Source organism: Bacillus sp. 7_6_55CFAA_CT2 (assembly GCF_000238655.1).
Classification (GTDB): Bacteria; Bacillota; Bacilli; order Bacillales; family Bacillaceae_G; genus Bacillus_A; species Bacillus_A cereus.
In genome coordinates, this window is record NZ_JH414713.1 from 194,409 (window position 1) to 213,881 (window position 19,473).

Sequence of the window (19,473 nt, forward strand, 5' to 3'; positions counted from 1 at the left end):
TNTTTTTTTAAATGTGGAAGTAATTCCAGTTTTTTTCGAAGCTTTTCTTCACTAAAGATCCATCCTGTATAGGAACTAATAATATTTAAATTGTGGTCGAGCTGAACGATTGCAACAAATGGATAATAATCTTTACTTCGATATCGTAAATCAATGAATCGTACTTCATAATAATGGTCATGATCAAAAATATCCCAGCGATATACAGGAGAGAAAGATAGAAAGGCCGAGATGTTTTCATCTTGTTTAGCTGCTCGCATAATATTATTGTCTGGGAACGGTACCCGATCGAACTTATCATATATCATGATGTTACCACGGTGCCATCTCGCAACGTAGTAATAATCAGCCGTAACGATTGCTAAATGGTAATGGTAAAATCGGTAAGAAGGAGAAATGATAATCTTTTCGACATTTTTGAAACGTTTGTGTACAACGCTTCTTATATTTCTGTGCATCATAATCCGTCCGATATAGTAAACAATCATTAATATATATGCCGCTAAAGCTGTATATCCCTTATGAGAACCGACGAGCATGCAAGCAATTGCAAGTATATGGATAAAGAAAATTACGGTATCGAATGTATTAATCACGCCGAGTGCGACCCATTTTTTTGTGAAAGGCCGTAATGCTTGTGTACCATAGGCATTGAAAATATCTACAAAGACGTGAAGGAAGACAGCAATAAATGACCAAAGCAGTAGATGAAGATATGGAGCGTCTGAAAAGAAGGCGAAAGAGATGCCACTTATAAGGAATGACCAAAGAATTACCGCAGGAATAGAATGAGTAATCCCACGATGATTTCTTATATATTTAGCGTTATTACGCAATTTTAAAACTGTGTCAATGTCAGGAATGTTGGAACCAGCAATTGTAGCAAGCATAACAGCTTGGGGGCCAATATCACTTTGTGCTATGGCTGGATCTAATGTTGCTAAGCTACCTAAAGTGATACCCATAACAAGGTGAGTGGCTGTGTCCATAGAAATCCACCTCCGTTTTTTATTAATGTAACTCTTTTTATTCGATACCTCAAGTCCTTTGCCTTCTATTTCCTGTATCATCTTACTTAAATTTTTTCCTAAAATCTTTATAATAGTACTTATATGCAAAAAAATGAGGGGGATCAAGTTTGACACTTGAAATACTAAACAATTTTAATATAGAGCAGTTTCAAAATGATTTAATTGGTTGGTTTGAAGAAGAACAGCGCGACTTACCATGGAGAAAGAATAAAGATCCATACCGCGTTTGGGTTTCTGAAATTATGTTACAGCAAACAAGAGTAGAAGCTGTAAAACCATATTACGCAAATTTTATGGGGAAGTTTCCTACACTTGAAGCGTTAGCGAATGCAGATGATGAAGAAGTATTAAAAGCATGGGAAGGTTTAGGATATTATTCTAGAGCACGTAATTTACATGCGGCAGTAAAAGAGGTAAAAGAAGTATACGGCGGAGTTGTACCAAGTGATGTAAAGAAAATTGAAAAGTTAAAAGGAGTGGGACCATATACAAAAGGTGCTATTTTAAGTATCGCATATGGTATACCAGAGCCGGCAGTTGATGGAAATGTTATGCGTGTATTATCTCGTATTTTATCAGTATGGGGTGATATTGCAAAACCAAAGACTCGAAAAGTTTTTGAAGAGATTGTGCGTGAAATTATTTCAGTAGAAAACCCATCTTATTTTAATCAGGGATTGATGGAATTAGGTGCACTAATTTGTATTCCGAAAAATCCAGCATGCTTACTTTGTCCTGTACGTGAACATTGCAGAGGATATGCTGAAGGTGTTCAAAAAGAATTACCAGTAAAAAGTAAAGCGAAAGCTCCTAAAATGGTACCTATTGTTGCAGGTGTACTTCAAACTGAAGACGGTCGTTACGTTATTAATAAACGTCCAAGTACAGGTTTGTTAGCTAACATGTGGGAGTTTCCGAATGTGGAACTTGGAGAAAGTATTCGAAATCAGAAGGAACAGCTTATAGATTATATGAAAGAAAAATTTGAGCTCGAGGTTTCTATTGATGAATACGCAATGAATGTACAACATACGTTTACACATCGTACTTGGGATATATTTGTATTTTACGGAAAAGTAACAGGTAATATTGTTGATACAGATACATTAAAATTTGTATCAAAAGAGGTATTTGAGCAATTACCTTTCTCAAAATCACACCGTACTATTTATGAAAATTGTGTGGAGAAAATTACAATGCAATAAATAAAAAAGTGTTCCCAATCTAGGGAACACTTTTTTAATCGTAAGAAATTTTTGTCCCATGAGTCCAACTAGCTTCACCTTCTTGTAAGCCGCCTCTTGATTCGATTTCTACTACAATTTCTTTGTAAATACTTTGCCCTTCTACATTTAAATAAGGCAGAACCTGTTGTAGTGAGTGATGAAAATAAGCTAATTCATCTTCTTTCCATTCATTTTTTGAAATCATCGTTAGTTCAGTCATATCGCGTCCTATATACATATTTACACCTCCATTTTCTATAGTTTGAATGAGTAACAAAAGTTATATGCGGAAATTTTAAAAAAGAAAATTACGGATAGCTTCTAAGTGAATTGGTTACATTATTGATTGTGGAGGTGAGAAAGATGAGTAAAAAACAACAAGGTTATAACAAAGCAACTTCTGGTGCTAGCATTCAAAGTACAAATGCTAGTTATGGTACAGAGTTTTCAACTGAAACAGATGTACAAGCTGTAAAACAAGCAAACGCACAATCAGAAGCAAAGAAAGCACAAGCTTCTGGTGCACAAAGTGCAAACGCTAGTTATGGTACAGAATTTGCAACTGAAACAGACGTGCATTCTGTGAAAAAACAAAATGCTAAGTCAGCTGCAAAACAATCACAATCTTCTAGCTCAAATCAGTAATGAAAGAAAAACACTTCTCTAATTCGGGAGAAGTGTTTTCTTTTTGCGTGGATCGTTGTAATGAAAAGAAAGCGAACGACATAACTTCTAATAAGTCAACAAATGTAGTCAAAGGAGAAGGAAGTTAACAATTAGAATTATGTAATTAGGAATAATAACTGATGAATAAGTCCAAAAGGGGGTAAGTAATGAACGATTTTGATAAGTTGGTAGGGGAGCAATTAGAAACGATGGATGAGTTGTTAAAGTTACAAGCACATCTAGAGAAGTATCAACAAATCGAAATGAATGAAAAAGATACGTGCGATAAAAAAGAACTGCATTTTATCCGTCAGGAAATATATAGAACAGAAGTAGCGTTGAAGATGTTACATGAGAAATTTGAAGAACAAACGAATAGTGTAATTCAATCTTTTGCAACTGAAAAAATGATTTCAAATTTAGGGTAAGATATATTGTTATCTTCAGGTGAAAAGTCCTTCTTTGTATGGAAATAGAGAAGGGCTTTTTCTATTACATGTCCTCGCTTATAAATAATGCAGTACAATCCCTATCTCTTAAGAAGAGTTGGGGCATAGTATTCAACGATAAACCTCCTGCATATTCAGTTTGAAAAATAGAGTCTTATCCCTTTAGTTTTAAAATTTCGACAAAAAAGTTATAATAGAAAAAAAGTGAATGCCGTTCAAAGGGCATTTGCAGTTGAAAGAAGGGAGCATATATGGGATTTCCCAAAGAAGGAGAAAAAGTACAAATACATAGTTATAAACATAATGGCTCCATTCATAGAATGTGGGAAGAAACAACAATTTTAAAAGGGACACAGAGTCTTGTAATCGGAGCGAATGATCGTACAGTAGTTACAGAATCGGATGGCCGAACATGGATTACTCGTGAACCAGCAATTTGTTATTTTCATGCCAACTATTGGTTTAATGTGATTGGGATGCTTAGGGAAGATGGCGTATATTATTATTGTAATTTAAGCTCACCTTTTGCGTATGATCCTGAAGCATTAAAGTATATTGATTATGATTTAGATATTAAAGTATATCCAGATATGACATATACGCTTCTAGATGAAGATGAGTATGAAAAACATAGTCAAATTATGCAGTATCCACCTGTTATTGATACAATTTTAAAACGAAATGTAGCACATTTAACACAGTGGATTCATCAAAGAAAAGGTCCATTTGCACCAGACTTCGTAGATATGTGGTATGAACGATATTTAATGTACAGAAATTAAAACAAACCTGCAGGGGGCTTCCCGGCAGGTTTGTCCTATTAGAGGGGGGATTATGTGCAAGGCATAAAAAGATATTTACAATTTGTTAAACCATATCGATGGCTTATTGCTATTACAATTATTATTGGACTAGTTAAGTTCGGTATCCCACTTATTATGCCGTGGTTATTAAAGTATATTATCGATGATGTAATTCAAGGCGCGGGCTCACTTCAAGATAAAACATCTCAATTAATAACAGCGATTGGAATTGCTTTTTTTATTTTTGCGGTATTAAGACCACCGATTGAATATTATCGTCAATATTTCGCCCAACGTATCGCAAATACAATACTGTATGATTTGCGGAAGCATATTTTCGGTCACTTACAAAAGTTAAGTTTACGTTATTACTCCAATACAAAAACAGGGGAGATTATTTCGCGTGTCATCCATGATGTAGAACAAACGAAGGATTTTGTAATTACTGGTTTGATGAACGTCTGGTTAGATACTGCAACAATTGCTATTGCTATCATTGTTATGTTTTCTATGAATATAAAATTAACATTTGTTGCGTTATTGATTTTACCTATTTATGTAATTGCAGTGAAATATTTTTTCGGACGTCTTCGGAAATTGACGAAAGAGCGTTCACAAGCGTTAGCGACGATGCAAGGGTATTTGCATGAACGTATTCAAGGAATGCAAGTGACACGTAGCTTTGCGTTAGAAGAGTATGAGGGGAAGCAGTTTGAAAAAAGAAATAATGAATTTTTAACGAAAGCATTAACCCATACAAGTTGGACGGCAAGAACATTTTCGGCAGTAAATACGTTAACCGATTTAGGTCCGTTACTTGTGATTGGTTTTGCAGCATATGAAGTAATTCAAGGGCAGTTAACGCTAGGAACGATGGTAGCTTTTGTTGGATATATGGATAGTTTATATAGTCCGCTTCGCCGCCTTGTTAATTCATCTACAACATTAACACAATCTTTTGCATCGATGGACCGTGTGTTTGAACTGTTAGATGAAAAATACGATATTGTTAATGTACCAAATGCGGTACAAACGAAAAAATTAAATGGAGAAATTGTATTTGAAAATGTTTCTTTTCGTTATAATGCAGATGAAAAAGAGATATTACACAACTTGTCATTAACTATGCAGCCTGGAGAGAAAGTAGCGCTTGTAGGAGCGAGTGGGGGAGGAAAGTCATCTCTTGCTAGTTTGATCCCGCGTTTCTATGATGTTTCTGAAGGCGCGGTTTATGTAGATGGCATAGATGTAAGAAAGTACAATATGAGAAATTTGCGTAGTCATATTGGAATTGTACTGCAGGATAATTTATTGTTTAGCGATACAATTGGAGCTAATATTTTATATGGAAATCCGAAAGCTACAGAGAAAGAAGTGATTGCAGCTGCCAAAGCTGCGCAAATTCATGATTTTATTATAGACTTACCAGATGGTTATAATACTGTCGTTGGAGAACGTGGTGTGAAGCTATCAGGCGGGCAAAGACAACGCGTGGCAATTGCACGAGTGTTTCTAAAGAATCCGTCGGTACTTATATTAGATGAAGCAACTTCAGCATTAGATTTAGAAAATGAAAGGTATATTCAAGAGGCGCTTCAGACGTTAGCTGCTGACCGGACAACGATTATAATTGCACATCGATTAGCGACGATTACACATGTTGATACGATTATTTACATTGAAGACGGTGAGATTAAAGAGACTGGTTCTCATGAAGAGTTAATGCGAAAAAGAGGATTTTATTACAATTTATATCAACTTCAACATATAACAGAAACAGCTCCTTTAGCATAAAAGGAGCTGTTTTTTTATTCGTCTTCTTTTTTATCATCGATTTGGAGTTCTTTTTCTGGTTTATGATATGTGTAGAAGCTATCTACAAGCAAATCTAAATGCTCTACTTCTTCACTATAGTTAATGATGGAAGAAATAAGAGGGAAGAGATGTAACCATGTTTTATATGCTTCTTCATCGTCTTTATTTTGATATTCCATAAAGATATCAATTAATTCTTGTTTACCTGTTTCAACTTCATCAAGCATTTCAACTGATTGTTGTTTTTTTGCTTTACCAATAAATTTTAATAAAACTTGTTCATGATAATGCGTTAATGAGTCAAGTTCGTTTTGGATAGATTCCTGAAATTCTTCTGGCATATAGCGCAGTTCATTTTCAGTACGGTGTAATGATTTTAACGTACTTAAAGCACGGCTTGTTGTCGCTAACATTTGTCTGAATAAAACGAGCTTACGAATTTTTGCGAACTTTACTTTTTTCGTATAGCTTCTTTCTTCTTTATACAGCAAATAGTAATGATTTAGTTTGATCATTTTTTCTTTCATACGATCAATATCAGTTTTTAGCGTTGTAAAATCAGAAGCCTGCCTGCTATTCATTCGAATCCATTTTACAATTTCTTCTGTATTATCAACGATACGATGATAAAGTTTTGTTTCATATTTTGGCGGCATAAATACTAAATTTACAAGTGAAGCCGCAATAATACCAATCATAATCGTCGCAAATCGAAGTAAGGCAAAACTAAAGAAATCTTCGCCTTGATACTCCATAATGGCGATAACTGTTACTAAAGCAATTGATATTGTGTTTTCTAATCGTAATTGTAATGTAAGAGCAATTACTAATATACATGTTAATCCAATAATAAAAGGATTATGTCCAAAAGCAGTAGCAAATGCGATAGCAAATATCGCACCAATTACATTTGCTTGAATTTGTTCAAGTGCTGTTAAATAAGAACGGTATACAGACGGTTGAACAGCAAAGATAGCTGAAATTCCCGCAAATACCGGACTCGGTAATTGAAGTAAAATACAAGCAAATAAAGCTAACGTGATGGCAATACCCGTTTTTAAAATGCGAGCACCAAGTTTCATACCCTTAATAAGATCCTTTCTCTTGTCATAATGAATGTACAACATGATACTATACATTCATTACAATATGTTAGCAAGTGATATTTTAGTGACGTTAAAAGAAATTAGTTTTCATTTTATCCCGCTAATTGTGAGTAGTAAGATTCCTGCCTCAAAAATTAGAAGCTAGATGCCGGTAAACGCTCGATTGGTGTAGGCTAATTAAAGTTTCACTTTATAATTTTTCCTAATTCCTTTTAAACATCAGTTTTTAGTAAAAAAACCTGCTGAATTTCAGCAGGTCTCAAATTGTTACTATAGATTACTATGAGAAGCGTACTTCGTCAATTTTTTCTTAATAATGAAAATTACTCATTTTACTCTGTTGAGATAGATGGGTCTGCCTGTTCTTTTTTCGGGATAATCTCAAAAAACTGGTTCTGTATATCATCTAATAATGCTGTTAATAAAGCAACTTCCTCATATTGCTCATGTTCGTTTAGTACACGAATATAGTCTAGCAATAATTCAGTTACATCTTTCAAACCATTTTTACTAATTGATTGTAATGTAACATTTGCCCCTTTTGCAATTCTTCTTTTTAAGGCCTGTTCTGTTAGGCCTAAGTTTGAATCATGACGTAAATAAACAACACCGCCAGTCATGCCAGCACAAATCCATGGACCAGGGTCACCTAAAACAAGCGCTCGCCCATTTGTCATATATTCAAAAGCAAAACCTTTAATATTGGAGTATGCCCCTATATTTCCTTGCTCTTTTTCACGGAGTGGTTTTGTTATTCTACCTCCAATTATCATGTCTGCCCCAGAAAGGCGAATGCCAGCGCGAGCATCAGCGTTCCCTTGCACGTATAGTGCCCCTTTTTGTGCACCATATCCAAATCCTTTTCCGACAGAACCGTTATAATATACTCCGTCTTTTCCTTTTGATTTCGTTATATAAATCCCACCACCAAAGGAAGTTTTACCAATGCCATCTTGTGCGCCGCCATTTACGTGTATAAATAAATTTTCACTATTGTAAGCGCCTAACCCATTTCCGGGAATAGAACCATTCGTATACTTTAATGTAAGTGGTTCAAGTTGAGTAGCTTCATATAGTTTACTGCGAACGCGATAACATGATTCTAGACCACCCATAACGCGTTGCTCTACACCAACGCCTACTAATTCTTTTGAGTCAGCGGAATGAACTGTCTTAAATTGTTTTTCTGGTACGCCATCTGTTGTTGTAACAGATGGATGTTCTATTATTTGTAATAAATTACGTAAGTTTAATAAATTTTCGCCTCGAACTTGCTCTAATAAATCAGAACGCCCAACAATTGCTTGTAAATTTTTATACCCAAGCTGTCCTGTTAATCGTTTTAGTTCTATACCGAAAGAGGTGAATAAATTTAGCAGGCCAGTAACTGCGCTTTCTAATTCGCGTGGGACGAAGCGGCGTAACCCATGTTCTTTTGCTTGTGCTTCAGACTCGATTTGTGTCGCAATTCCGACATGGCAAGTATCTAGATGACACCCACGGCAAGTAGTGCAGCCGATTGCAATCATTGATAGTGTGCCAAATCCAATACGGTTTGCTCCGAGAAGCATGATTTTCAAGGCATCATTTACACTTCGAATACCACCATCTGCCCAAATCTCTACTTTATGTCTCATGCTCGCTTCTAATAAAGCGTTGTGAGCGGCTTTAACACCAATTTCTACAGGAAGACCTACATGTTGCAAGGCGTGAATACGTGCAGCACCTGTTCCGCCATCGAATCCGCTAATGTTAATAAAATCAGCACCAGCTTTGGCGATACCGACAGCAATTGTTCCGATATTAGGAACGACAGGGACTTTCACGGCTACTTTGGCAAGTTGATTAGCTGTTTTAATTTCCGTAATCATTTGAGCTAAATCTTCAATTGAATAAATATCATGGTTATTAGAAGGTGAAATTAAATCTGAGCCAATTGTCGCATTACGTGCTTCAGCGATTTTGGCTGTTACTTTTGAACCAGGTAAATGCCCACCTTCCCCAGGCTTTGCGCCTTGACCGATTTTGATTTCAATTAAGTTCGATGAGTTTAGTAGTTCGGCATTTACTCCAAATCGCCCAGATGCCACTTGTTGTCCACGTGTATGTGGATATTTTCCAATCATATCTTTAATTTCGCCGCCTTCACCGTTCAAGCTAATCATATTTAGCTGATCGGCCGCTTCTGCATATGCGCGAAAGGCAATTTCGTTTTGAGAACCAAATGACATAGAACTAATAATGAATGGAAAATCATGGTTTTTAATGCCGATAGATACTTCTTCAGTTGGAACGACATGTTTTGTTTGTTTCGTTTGAACAAGGTGTCTGATTGCGATGGGATTATTCTCTTCTAGTTCACTTAACTTGTCACGGTAATCATCATAAGAATTTCCTTTTGCAACATCGCCGATTGCTTTCCAAATTCGCGGGAATATATGAAATGATTTTCGCATTCTAATTTTAGGATTGTTATAATCATCCGCTCGCATTTTTGCATCTTCAGCAAGTGATTCAAGTGAAAAAGCTAAATCATTTGAACCGAAGAAATTTGTAATCTGTAATATATTTGCGATTTCTTCATGTAACCCAATAGATGAATAGAGACGTCCGTAACCACGTAACTCATGAATTCCAATTGTTGAAATGACTTTTTCTAATCCTTTATTAAGTGCATTATACAGATTCGTAATTGGTGTTTTTGTTCCGTCATTTACAGTCGCGAATAATAAATATGGATTAATACCATCTGCTCCTAATCCATATAGCGTGACAATGTCATGTAAGGAGCGAAGGGCACCAGAACGTATAACGAGAGAACAATTGCGGCGTAATTTATTTTCACTTAATGCTTGATGTACTTTAGCAGTAACTAAATGTGGATCAATCCACAATCGCTCATTTAGATGGGCTTTTGCGTCATCTAATACTAGTAGGGAAGCACCGTTGTTAACAGCAGCTATCGCTTCAGAACTAATGCGGCTTAATGCACATTGTAGAGTTTCTGACGAGCTGAATGTAGCAGAGATTGTGGCGATAGAGTTATGAGTTTTAAATAGCTCTATGAGTTGTTCGTACGTAATTGTGTGTAATTCCTCTGCAATAGGTTGTGCCACGCTTCCTTCTAAAATAATTGGTGAAAGCATTTCAACTACAAATGGCCGTTTTGCGCCGCTTAATAAACTTGGACGCTCTCCAAGTACAGTACGTGTAGAGAAGTGTTCAATTTCACGGTCACGGTCAATTGCAGGGTTTGTAACAACAGCTACACTTTCTTTAATGAAGTCAGCGATATTTCGTCTATCAGTATCAAGTGCGGCAAGTGGTGAGTCATGCCCAAGTGAGCGTATTGGCTCAACGCCTTTTGTTGCCATCTGTTCAAGGAGTTGAATATGTTCTCGGTCCCATCCGAAAGCGACGTATTGTTTCGTTTCAACTTGAACAGAATCACATAGCCCTTGGATTTTTTTCGTTTCAGGGATAGATAAATTTAAATGGTAATTGGTAGTATCAATTCGCTTTTTAAAACGGTTATATACTTGGATTTGATATTTGTCATATTCATAAAGAACAAGTTCAGCTTGTTCATTCCATTTTAATCCGACTTTTTCTCCAGGAGCGAGTGGTTTTGGTTCTGCTACATATTTAGTTGGTGATACAACTCCAGGTTCAGAAGAGAAAATATAAGAGCTCTCTGTCTCTACTTTCCATACTGGGCGTAATCCAAGGGAATCAACGCTGAAAACAGCTTCATCTTTAAAACGGGAAATGATGCCAGCTGGTCCTTGGGCAAAATGTCCCCATGCTTCACGTATATACGTATATAAATCTTGTAAAGGTGTTTCATAAAGTTTAATTTCATTAATAATTGGTGGGAATAGAATTTCCATTGCTTCAAATAAGCTGTAGTTGTATTGAACAAGTAGGGTTTCTAAGGTGCGGTTTAAATCTTGAGAGTCACTGCCTCCTGCAGTAAGTGGTACATCAATCATTTCGGCTTGATCGCGTAATTTCGCAATTGTGTTAATTTCACCATTATGTCCGAGAATGCTAAATGGTTGTACACGAAAAAAATTAGATAATGTATTAGTAGAGTAGCGGTTATGTCCTAATGTCATAGTTGAAGCGATAAGCGGATGTTGTAAATCATTATAGTAGGCAACAAGCGTATCACCAGCACCTAGAACTTTATATACAACATGATCACGACTTAATGAAGCAACATGAATTGCTTCGTTTTCCTCTATTTTTATTGTGACAGAAAATAATGTTTGCTCAATATTTGTAATTTCGTTTTCTGCGATAAGGGCAACTTGCCAAAATAAAGGTTCTTCTTGTTTACCAAGTGGACCGAGCGCATCTGAGTTTGTTACATCATCACTTTCGAAAATGATAGTAAAGTTTTTGTTGTTTAATTGCGTACGAATATAATCTTTTAAGGCAGTAATGTCTTCTTTTTTATTTAGAAAAAAATGTCCAACGATAAAGTGGGGATGATCCACAATCGTTGGATTATATCCGCTACTTTTTAGTTTTTCATTCCAAAGCGTTTTTGGTATATCAATGTGAATGCCGATGCCATCGCCCTCACCATTAATGAAACCAGCTCTATGATTCATTTTGACGAGTGATTGTATGCAAAGGTCAATGTTTTCTTTTGTAGCAATTTTTCGTTTCTCCATAACGGAAACGATTCCACACGCATCATGTTCTGCATTTCTATAATCTCGAAATAAAGACGGTGTCCATGTATTTTTTTATTGAGCATCCGTCAATCCCCCCTTTTGTAAAAATTAGAATAATCTTACTATTTAAGGTGCGAATCACCTTGTACACAGAGATAGTAATGCTGTAAAAGAATATAAAACAGATAATTATGAATAATTATACTATTAATACGTGATTTATGAAATAGAAAAAAGGAAAAAAGAAAGGTGAGCTTTCTTTTTTCCTTTTAATGACGGGATTATTTATTGTCTGCTAGGGCGGCAAATGCTCTGCCGACAGCTTCGATTGTATATTCAATATCTTCTTTTGTATGTTCTGTAGTTAAGAACCATGCCTCGTATTTAGAAGGTGCTAAGTTAATTCCTTCTTGAAGCATAAGCTTGAAGAATTTACCGAACATTTCACCGTCTGTATCTTGTGCGGCATCGTAATCTTCAATTGTATTTGTTGTGAAGTATACAGTTAAAGCCCCTTTTAGACGGTTTAATGTAATGTCGATATTATGTTTCGCTGCTTGTTCTAAAATTCCTTTTTCAAGCATTGCACCAAGTTCATCTAATTTCTCATAAAGCCCTTCTTGTTGAAGCACTTCTAGACAAGCGATACCTGATGCCATAGAAGCAGGGTTTCCTGCCATTGTACCAGCTTGGTATGCAGGTCCAAGCGGAGCAACTTGTTCCATAATTTCTTTCTTACCACCGTAAGCACCGATTGGTAAGCCGCCGCCAATAACTTTACCAAGCGCTGTTAAGTCAGGTGTCACACCAAGTAAGTCTTGAGCACCACCGTACATAAAGCGGAAAGCAGTAATAACTTCATCATAAATTACTAGTGCGCCAGCTTCGTGAACAAGTTCATTCACTTTTTCAAGGAATCCTGGTTTAGGCTCTACAATACCGAAGTTTCCAACGATTGGTTCTACAAGGATAGCTGCTACTTCATGACCCCATTTATCTAAAGCCTCTTTTAAAGTTTCTACATTATTAAATGGAACGGTAATAACTTCTTGTGCAATACTTTGTGGTACGCCAGCTGAGTCAGGAGTTCCTAAAGTAGAAGGACCAGATCCAGCTGCCACAAGTACTAAATCAGAATGACCGTGGTAACAACCAGCGAATTTCATGATCTTTGTGCGACCTGTATAAGCACGAGCAACACGAATCGTTGTCATCACTGCTTCTGTACCAGAGTTTACGAAACGGACTTTATCTAATGCAGGCATTGCTTCTTTTAACATTTTTGCGAATTTTACCTCTAGCGCTGTTGGTGTTCCATAAAGTACCCCATTTTCAGCAGCTGTTGTAATTGCTTTTGTTATATGCGGATGAGCATGTCCAGTAATAATAGGACCGTATGCTGCTAAATAATCGATATATTTATTTCCGTCTACATCCCAGAAATAAGCGCCTTTCCCACGTTCCATAGCAACAGGAGCGCCGCCGCCAACTGCTTTAAAAGAACGAGAAGGACTATTAACACCGCCAACGATATGCTCTAAAGCTTCTTTATGTAATGCTTCTGACTTTGTGAATTTCACTACAATTCATCTCCTTACAAAAATCTATGTATTATTCTAACATGTTTTTCGAAAAGACGTATTGTTTGTGATAGCGCAGGCAGTTGGGTAAACTATTCGTTGTGACATTTAGGAGGGGGGTCCGATTATGAAATCGGTAATTGAGGTACAAGGGTTACGTAAAGAGTTTACAGCCTATTCAAGTCGTCCGGGCTTAAAGGGTGCATTTCGCGATTTATTAAATCGTAATTATAAAATAGTACCAGCAGTAAATGATGTATCTTTTACTGTAAAGCAAGGTGAAATGGTTGGTTATATCGGTGAGAACGGTGCTGGTAAATCAACAACAATTAAAATGCTTACGGGGATTTTAACTCCGACATCAGGGCAAATCACAGTAAATGGAATGAACCCACATAAACAAAGAGAAGAATTTGTAAGAACAATTGGTGTTGTTTTTGGACAGCGTTCGCAACTTTGGTGGGATATTGCAGTACAAGAATCGTTTCGTTTATTAAAGAAAGTGTACGGTGTATCAGATGCTCAGTATAAGGAGCACATGGAGCACGTAATTGAAACGTTAGATATAGGGCCTTTATTAGATAAACCAGTTCGAAAATTATCTCTTGGTCAAAGGATGCGTTGTGAATTAGCGGCAGCCTTAATTCATAATCCACCGTTATTATTTTTAGATGAGCCAACAATTGGGTTAGATGTACTTGTGAAATTGAAAATACGTGAATTTTTAAAAGAAATGAATGAACGTTATAAAACAACAATTTTATTAACAACACACGATATTACTGATATTGAAGCTTTATGTGAGCGCGTTATCATGCTGGATGAAGGGAATATTATGTATGACGGTTCTTTAAGTAATCTTCGTACGCAGTGGGGAGCAGAGAAGGAAATTCACTTTCAGTTTGTTGCACCAGTTTCCTATCAGGCTTTATCAATGGTTATGCCAGATAATCATGTCGTTTGGTCGAAAGCGAAAGAGGAAAATGCATGGGTTGCAAAAATTCCGAATGAAGAAGTTATTATTTCAATGCTTATTTCTAAAGTAGTACAAGCATTTCAAATTAAAGATTTAAAAATTAACGAAGTGTCTACAGAGGAAATTATTCGTAACATTTATGAAGAAGGTATTACGCATGGGTAAGTATATTGAAATGATTCGAATTCGCTTTTTAATGATGCTTGCGTATCGTACAAATTACTATAGCGGGATTTTAATTTATACGATTAATATCGGTGCTTACTATTTTTTATGGCAAGCAATCTATAGCGGAAAAGAGAATATTGAAAGTTTATCTATTTCGCAAATGACCACGTATATCGCAATCGCGTGGATGGCACGTGCCTTCTATTTTAATAATATAGATAGGGAAATTGCGATGGAGATTCAAGAAGGACGTGTGGCTGTAGAATTAATTCGTCCGTATAACTATTTGGGAATGAAAGTTATGCAAGGTCTTGGCGAGGGAATATTCCGTTTTGCCTTCTTTTCCATTCCAGGCATGGTTATCGTTACGTTATTATTTTCGTTGCAAATTACAACGAATTTTCAAACTTGGTTATATTTCTTCTTATCTTTAATATTTAGCTTTATTATTAATACACAAATTAATTTAATGACGGGAATGCTTACGTTTTTCCTATTTAATAATAGTGGAATTATGTATGCAAAACGCGTTGTTATTGATTTATTTTCAGGTCTATTATTACCAATTAGTTTTTATCCGTTATGGGCCCAAAAAGCAATGATGTTTTTACCGTTTCAGGCTATTAGTTATATTCCAAGTATGATTTTTTCTGAAGGTATACAGGGGAGTAAGTTGTATGAGGCTTTAGTATTTCAAGTGATTTGGGCGATTGTACTTATTATTCCAATTGTACTCATGTGGAGAACGGCGAGAAAACGTCTAATTGTACAAGGGGGATGATGAGATGCTATATATAAACTTATTTTTACAATATGCAAGTCAATATATAAAAACGAAATTGGAGTATCGAGGCGATTTTATCGTTGGTTTACTTTCTGATTTATCGCTTCAAGCAGTTAATTTAATATTTATTCTCGTTGTATTTGGGCATACACAAGCATTGAAGGGATGGAGTCGAGAAGAGGTAATCTTTATTTATGGTTTCTTTTTAGTACCATTTGCCATCTTTTCAGCTTTCTTTAATATATGGGATTTTAATGATCGATACATTATTAAAGGGGAGATGGATCGTGTATTAACGCGACCGATCCATAGCCTATTTCAAATTATATTAGAAAGAATGGAACTTGAATCTTTAATTGGAGCTATTACAGGGATTGTTGTAATGGGATATGCAGCTGTGGAGTTACAATTATCTTTTTACTGGTATGATTTCTTCTTATTTATATTGATGGTAGGAGGAGGAGCACTTGTATATGGAGGGATATTTGTTACGCTGGCGAGCCTTGGTTTTTGGTCGGATGCGAAAAGTTCAATTATGCCTCTTATGTATAACATAGGTAATTACGGGCGCTATCCTGTTAATATTTATAATCGTGTAATTCGTTTCATTTTAACGTTTGTTTTACCGTTTGCATTTGTTGGAGTATATCCAGCGGCATACTTTTTAAGAAAAACAGAATGGAATAGTTATGCATTTGCGACGCCAATGGTTGGTATTATCTGTTTTACGATTGCAATCACCCTCTGGAACCAAGGGGTAAAAAGGTATCGTGGCGCGGGTAATTAATTATAGAAGCTTGTTCGTTTCTAAGGGATAAATCAGTTCTCCACCTCATACATATAAAATGAGGTGGAGGACATGTTATGGGGATTTATTCTATTAATTGCAGCAATCGCTATTTTGAAAAGTGTCCAATTATTATGGAGTTCCTATTCGGATTCAACGCGTTTTTTTTCGCTCTATAATTTGGCCACATTATTTTTAATCTATACAACAGTACTAATCGCATTTGGATTAAGTTACGTTGTATTAGAGGAAATGGGTTTCGCAGTTTTGAAAGAGGACGGAGAAAGTTTGAACGCTCATTCTTTTCAACTCGTCGAAGTTTGTTTATATTTTAGCGCAGTTACTTTATTGTCTGTTGGATATGGTGACATATCTCCGATTGGAATTGGGCGATGGATTGCAATCGCAGAAGCGCTAATTGGATATACACTCCCTTTTGCTTTTGTGATGAGGTCTGTAATAGACAATGAAAAATAAGGAAGCATTTGTTATAGTAAAGGAAAAGAGTAGGAGTGATAACTATGATTACAGTAGGAGAAATGGCACCAGAATTCACATTAGAGGGAAGTAACGGAGAAGAAGTTCGCCTAGCTGATTTCCGCGGTAAAAATGTAGTTCTCTATTTTTATCCGAAAGATATGACGCCAGGATGTACAACTGAAGCATGCGATTTTCGTGATGCGTATGGAGTATTTCAAGAGAAGGATACGGTTATTCTTGGAGTAAGTCCTGATTCAGCGAATAGACATTTGAAATTCATTGAGAAACATGAATTGCCATTTACACTTTTAGTAGATGAAGATCATAAAGTAGCAGAGTTATACGATGTTTGGAAGTTAAAAAAGAACTTTGGGAAAGAGTATATGGGAATCGAGCGTTCTACATTCCTTATTAATAAAGACGGTGAACTTGTAAAAGAGTGGCGTAAAGTGAAAGTGAAAGGACATATTGAGGATGTTCTTTCTTATATAAAATAAATCTACATTGGAGATAAAATATGCAGAAACAAGGCAAGTGTCTATACATATTTTACTCCCTTACATAAAGTGGAAGTGTAGGGCATACCTCCTCAGATGATAGTATTCCAAGTGCGATTATGTCGCACTTTTTTCTATGGAATATATGAAGAAAAAAGGGAAAGATACATAAAAACAAGTCCTGAATATAAAAATAAACTACATACTTATAGTAGAAATATTGACGATTTATAAGAAAAGGAGTACACTCTTTATAAGAATTATAAAATAATAATCCGTATAGAATCGGGGTGCATGACGGTGGTCAAAGAAGAATTAAAAGAAGCGCTAGAAATGCTGAAAAATACGGGTGTACGCATTACTCCACAGCGTCATGCTATTTTAGAGTACCTTGTGGAATCAATGACGCACCCAACAGCGGATGATATTTATAAAGCATTAGAAGGTAAGTTTCCAAATATGAGTGTTGCAACTGTCTATAATAACTTACGTGTGTTTAAAGAGGTTGGACTTGTAAAGGAATTAACTTATGGAGACGCTTCAAGTAGATTTGATTATGTTACAAGTCAACATTATCATGTGATTTGCGAAAAATGTGGTAAGATTGTTGATTTTCCTTATGGAGGCTTGGAAAAGCTGGAAGAGGAAGCTGCGAAAACGACAGGCTTCGTTATCAATAGTCATCGCTTAGAAATTTATGGCGTTTGTCCAGAGTGTCATAAGGCGTAATATATAATAAAGAAAGAGGCTGACGGCTATACGTCAGCCTCTTTCTTTATTATATAAGGATTAGAGTGAGGCTAATCGGGATTTACAGTGCTAAGTTAGTAAGAAGGGTTAGATAAAAGTTTGTCGAATTTACTTTGTATTGGTGGAAATGAATTCTGGGAGGGGACATTTTGAAGAAATATGAGATTAAAAATAACATTCCAACATTGGAAGAATATAAATATTTATGTGATTCTGTGGGATGGACTAACTATATGAACTTTGAGGTGGCGGAAATATCACTTCAAAATTCGATTTACTGTATAACAGTCAAGGATAATAATCAAATCATCGGCATGGGGAGAATTGTTGGTGATGGGGCTATCTATTTCTATATTCAAGATATAGTGGTTCATCCAGAGTATCAAAAGAATGGTATTGGAAAGAAAATAATGAATACTTTAGTAGAATACTTAAATCAGAATGCTCCAGATAAAGCATTCATTGGTTTGTTTGCGTCGCAAGGTAAAACATCATTCTACGAAAAATATGATTTTAAAGATTATTCGCCTAATATGACAGGGATGTTTACTGTTATTTCGAAAAAATAGGTGTAATAAATTTAATAAAACAATTAAAAAGTTGATTTTTTAATAAATCAACTTTTTAATGAGTTGAAACGTTTGTAGTGTTGCAAATTCGTATTTCCCTTGATACTTATGATTTATAACTCTTCTTATTATACTTTTCATCAAATTCTTTTCCTTCTAGATCTCGATCTAGTGTTAAAGGTTGATTGCAGTGCATACATGCATCGACACGGCCGAGCATTTTTGTTGGCTTATCACAGCTTGGGCAAATAATTTGGATAGTCTTAGTAGATAACATACCAATCCAAAAGTAAACGACAGTGCTAGCGATAACAGCTAAAAAGCCAACCATCATAAACGTTGTCATAATAATAATGTTTTCGCGGAAAAAGACACCTAAGTATGCAATGAAGAGGCCGATAAATACTAAACTTAATGCAAAGGTCCGGATTTTATTGATTTTGTTTGAATACTTAATGCTCATTCTCACCACGCTCCTATACTAATAATATAACATACAATTTAGAATTTTCACTCTCGTGTAAATTGATAAAGGGATAAGATATGAAATGAATAGGAGGGGGACCATGAAGAATGAATGGACGCTATAAGGATTTTTACAGCGGTTTTTAAGTTTTTAACGGGATGTGAAATTTTTTTATAAAAAGTATTGACCCTGTATATACTGCATGATATATTAATAACCGTCGCTGATGCGGAAACGCAGAAAACGACAAAAAAGAAATTGAAAAACTTAGTTGACATTGAAAAATGAAGATGTTAACATAAGGAAGTCGCGAATGAGCGACTAAGTAGTTCTTTGAAAACTGAACGAAACAAACAACGTGAAACGTCAATTTTTATTTTAGATGCTAGACAAACTAACTTTATTGGAGAGTTTGATCCTGGCTCAGGATGAACGCTGGCGGCGTGCCTAATACATGCAAGTCGAGCGAATGGATTAAGAGCTTGCTCTTATGAAGTTAGCGGCGGACGGGTGAGTAACACGTGGGTAACCTGCCCATAAGACTGGGATAACTCCGGGAAACCGGGGCTAATACCGGATAACATTTTGAACTGCATGGTTCGAAATTGAAAAGGCGGCTTCGGCTGTCACTTATG

The 19,473-nt window shown here is 35.9% G+C and carries 17 protein-coding genes, 1 rRNA gene and 1 pseudogene; 13 read left to right on the top strand and 6 right to left on the bottom strand.

All coding sequences use genetic code 11. From position 1 onward, the window contains the following. Positions 1 to 989, bottom strand: a 989-nt coding sequence (locus HMPREF1014_RS25580) for a metal-dependent hydrolase (protein ID WP_009327609.1), incomplete at its 3' end; no start/stop codon positions are given. A 149-nt stretch (positions 990 to 1,138) separates the two neighbouring features. Between HMPREF1014_RS25580 and mutY the strand changes: the two genes are divergently transcribed. After that, a complete protein-coding gene (gene mutY, locus HMPREF1014_RS25585) occupies positions 1,139 to 2,236 on the top strand; it encodes an A/G-specific adenine glycosylase (protein WP_000171399.1) in 1,098 nt (365 codons plus the stop codon). Between the two features lie 34 nt (positions 2,237 to 2,270). Here the strand turns inward: mutY and yfhS are convergent, their stop codons facing one another. Then, complete coding sequence (yfhS, locus tag HMPREF1014_RS25590) at positions 2,271 to 2,495, bottom strand: mother cell protein YfhS (protein ID WP_000275436.1); 225 nt, start codon at positions 2,493 to 2,495, stop codon at positions 2,271 to 2,273. A gap of 125 nt (positions 2,496 to 2,620) precedes the next feature. Between yfhS and HMPREF1014_RS25595 the strand changes: the two genes are divergently transcribed. The 4 genes from HMPREF1014_RS25595 to HMPREF1014_RS25610 all read left to right on the top strand — a co-directional run bounded on the left by HMPREF1014_RS25595 (position 2,621) and on the right by HMPREF1014_RS25610 (position 5,969). Continuing rightward, entirely contained in the window at positions 2,621 to 2,902 is a 282-nt protein-coding gene (locus tag HMPREF1014_RS25595; RefSeq protein WP_000039046.1) for a gamma-type small acid-soluble spore protein, read from the top strand. A 188-nt stretch (positions 2,903 to 3,090) separates the two neighbouring features. Then, complete coding sequence (locus HMPREF1014_RS25600) at positions 3,091 to 3,351, top strand: YgaB family protein (RefSeq protein ID WP_000997575.1); 261 nt, start codon at positions 3,091 to 3,093, stop codon at positions 3,349 to 3,351. A gap of 272 nt (positions 3,352 to 3,623) precedes the next feature. Continuing rightward, positions 3,624 to 4,154, top strand: coding sequence for a nucleoside tri-diphosphate phosphatase (ntdP, locus tag HMPREF1014_RS25605; protein WP_000506624.1), 531 nt, complete (start codon positions 3,624 to 3,626; stop codon positions 4,152 to 4,154). 54 nt (positions 4,155 to 4,208) lie between these two features. Then, on the top strand, positions 4,209 to 5,969 hold the full coding sequence (locus HMPREF1014_RS25610; protein ID WP_001161601.1) for an ABC transporter ATP-binding protein: 1,761 nt from the start codon (positions 4,209 to 4,211) through the stop codon (positions 5,967 to 5,969). Positions 5,970 to 5,983: 14 nt separating this feature from the next. Here HMPREF1014_RS25610 and HMPREF1014_RS25615 read toward each other — a convergent pair whose 3' ends face one another. From HMPREF1014_RS25615 to hemL, 3 genes and pseudogenes are all read right to left on the bottom strand, one after another. Further along, on the bottom strand, positions 5,984 to 7,072 hold the full coding sequence (locus HMPREF1014_RS25615; RefSeq protein ID WP_000765787.1) for an aromatic acid exporter family protein: 1,089 nt from the start codon (positions 7,070 to 7,072) through the stop codon (positions 5,984 to 5,986). A gap of 356 nt (positions 7,073 to 7,428) precedes the next feature. Next, positions 7,429 to 11,864: pseudogene (locus tag HMPREF1014_RS25620) on the bottom strand (glutamate synthase-related protein). Positions 11,865 to 12,062: 198 nt separating this feature from the next. Continuing rightward, on the bottom strand, positions 12,063 to 13,361 hold the full coding sequence (hemL, locus tag HMPREF1014_RS25625) for a glutamate-1-semialdehyde-2,1-aminomutase (RefSeq protein WP_000673239.1): 1,299 nt from the start codon (positions 13,359 to 13,361) through the stop codon (positions 12,063 to 12,065). A gap of 127 nt (positions 13,362 to 13,488) precedes the next feature. Here hemL and HMPREF1014_RS25630 point away from each other — a divergent pair, with 127 nt between their 5' ends. From HMPREF1014_RS25630 to HMPREF1014_RS25660, 7 genes are all read left to right on the top strand, one after another. Then, positions 13,489 to 14,502, top strand: coding sequence for an ABC transporter ATP-binding protein (locus HMPREF1014_RS25630; protein WP_000843658.1), 1,014 nt, complete (start codon positions 13,489 to 13,491; stop codon positions 14,500 to 14,502). Next, positions 14,495 to 15,286 (top strand): ABC transporter permease, encoded by a 792-nt coding sequence (locus HMPREF1014_RS25635; RefSeq protein WP_000521519.1) that lies wholly within the window; start codon positions 14,495 to 14,497, stop codon positions 15,284 to 15,286. Before HMPREF1014_RS25630 ends, HMPREF1014_RS25635 begins: the two co-directional genes overlap by 8 nt. A 4-nt stretch (positions 15,287 to 15,290) precedes the next feature. Further along, positions 15,291 to 16,076 (top strand): ABC transporter permease, encoded by a 786-nt coding sequence (locus HMPREF1014_RS25640; protein ID WP_000965775.1) that lies wholly within the window; start codon positions 15,291 to 15,293, stop codon positions 16,074 to 16,076. 72 nt (positions 16,077 to 16,148) lie between these two features. Next, positions 16,149 to 16,553 (top strand): potassium channel family protein, encoded by a 405-nt coding sequence (locus tag HMPREF1014_RS25645; RefSeq protein WP_000964343.1) that lies wholly within the window; start codon positions 16,149 to 16,151, stop codon positions 16,551 to 16,553. A 44-nt stretch (positions 16,554 to 16,597) separates the two neighbouring features. After that, positions 16,598 to 17,053, top strand: coding sequence for a thioredoxin-dependent thiol peroxidase (gene bcp / locus HMPREF1014_RS25650; RefSeq protein WP_000633710.1), 456 nt, complete (start codon positions 16,598 to 16,600; stop codon positions 17,051 to 17,053). 300 nt (positions 17,054 to 17,353) lie between these two features. Further along, the gene (gene perR, locus HMPREF1014_RS25655; protein WP_000237829.1) at positions 17,354 to 17,782 is read left to right on the top strand and encodes a peroxide-responsive transcriptional repressor PerR; all 429 of its coding nucleotides are present in this window, start codon (positions 17,354 to 17,356) and stop codon (positions 17,780 to 17,782) included. A 170-nt stretch (positions 17,783 to 17,952) separates the two neighbouring features. After that, a complete protein-coding gene (locus tag HMPREF1014_RS25660; RefSeq protein WP_000759738.1) occupies positions 17,953 to 18,372 on the top strand; it encodes a GNAT family N-acetyltransferase in 420 nt (139 codons plus the stop codon). 106 nt (positions 18,373 to 18,478) lie between these two features. Here HMPREF1014_RS25660 and HMPREF1014_RS25665 read toward each other — a convergent pair whose 3' ends face one another. Beyond that, positions 18,479 to 18,835 (bottom strand): YgzB family protein, encoded by a 357-nt coding sequence (locus tag HMPREF1014_RS25665; protein ID WP_000025058.1) that lies wholly within the window; start codon positions 18,833 to 18,835, stop codon positions 18,479 to 18,481. A gap of 403 nt (positions 18,836 to 19,238) precedes the next feature. Between HMPREF1014_RS25665 and HMPREF1014_RS25670 the strand changes: the two genes are divergently transcribed. After that, positions 19,239 to 19,473: ribosomal RNA gene (locus HMPREF1014_RS25670) — 16S ribosomal RNA — on the top strand; the annotation flags it as partial.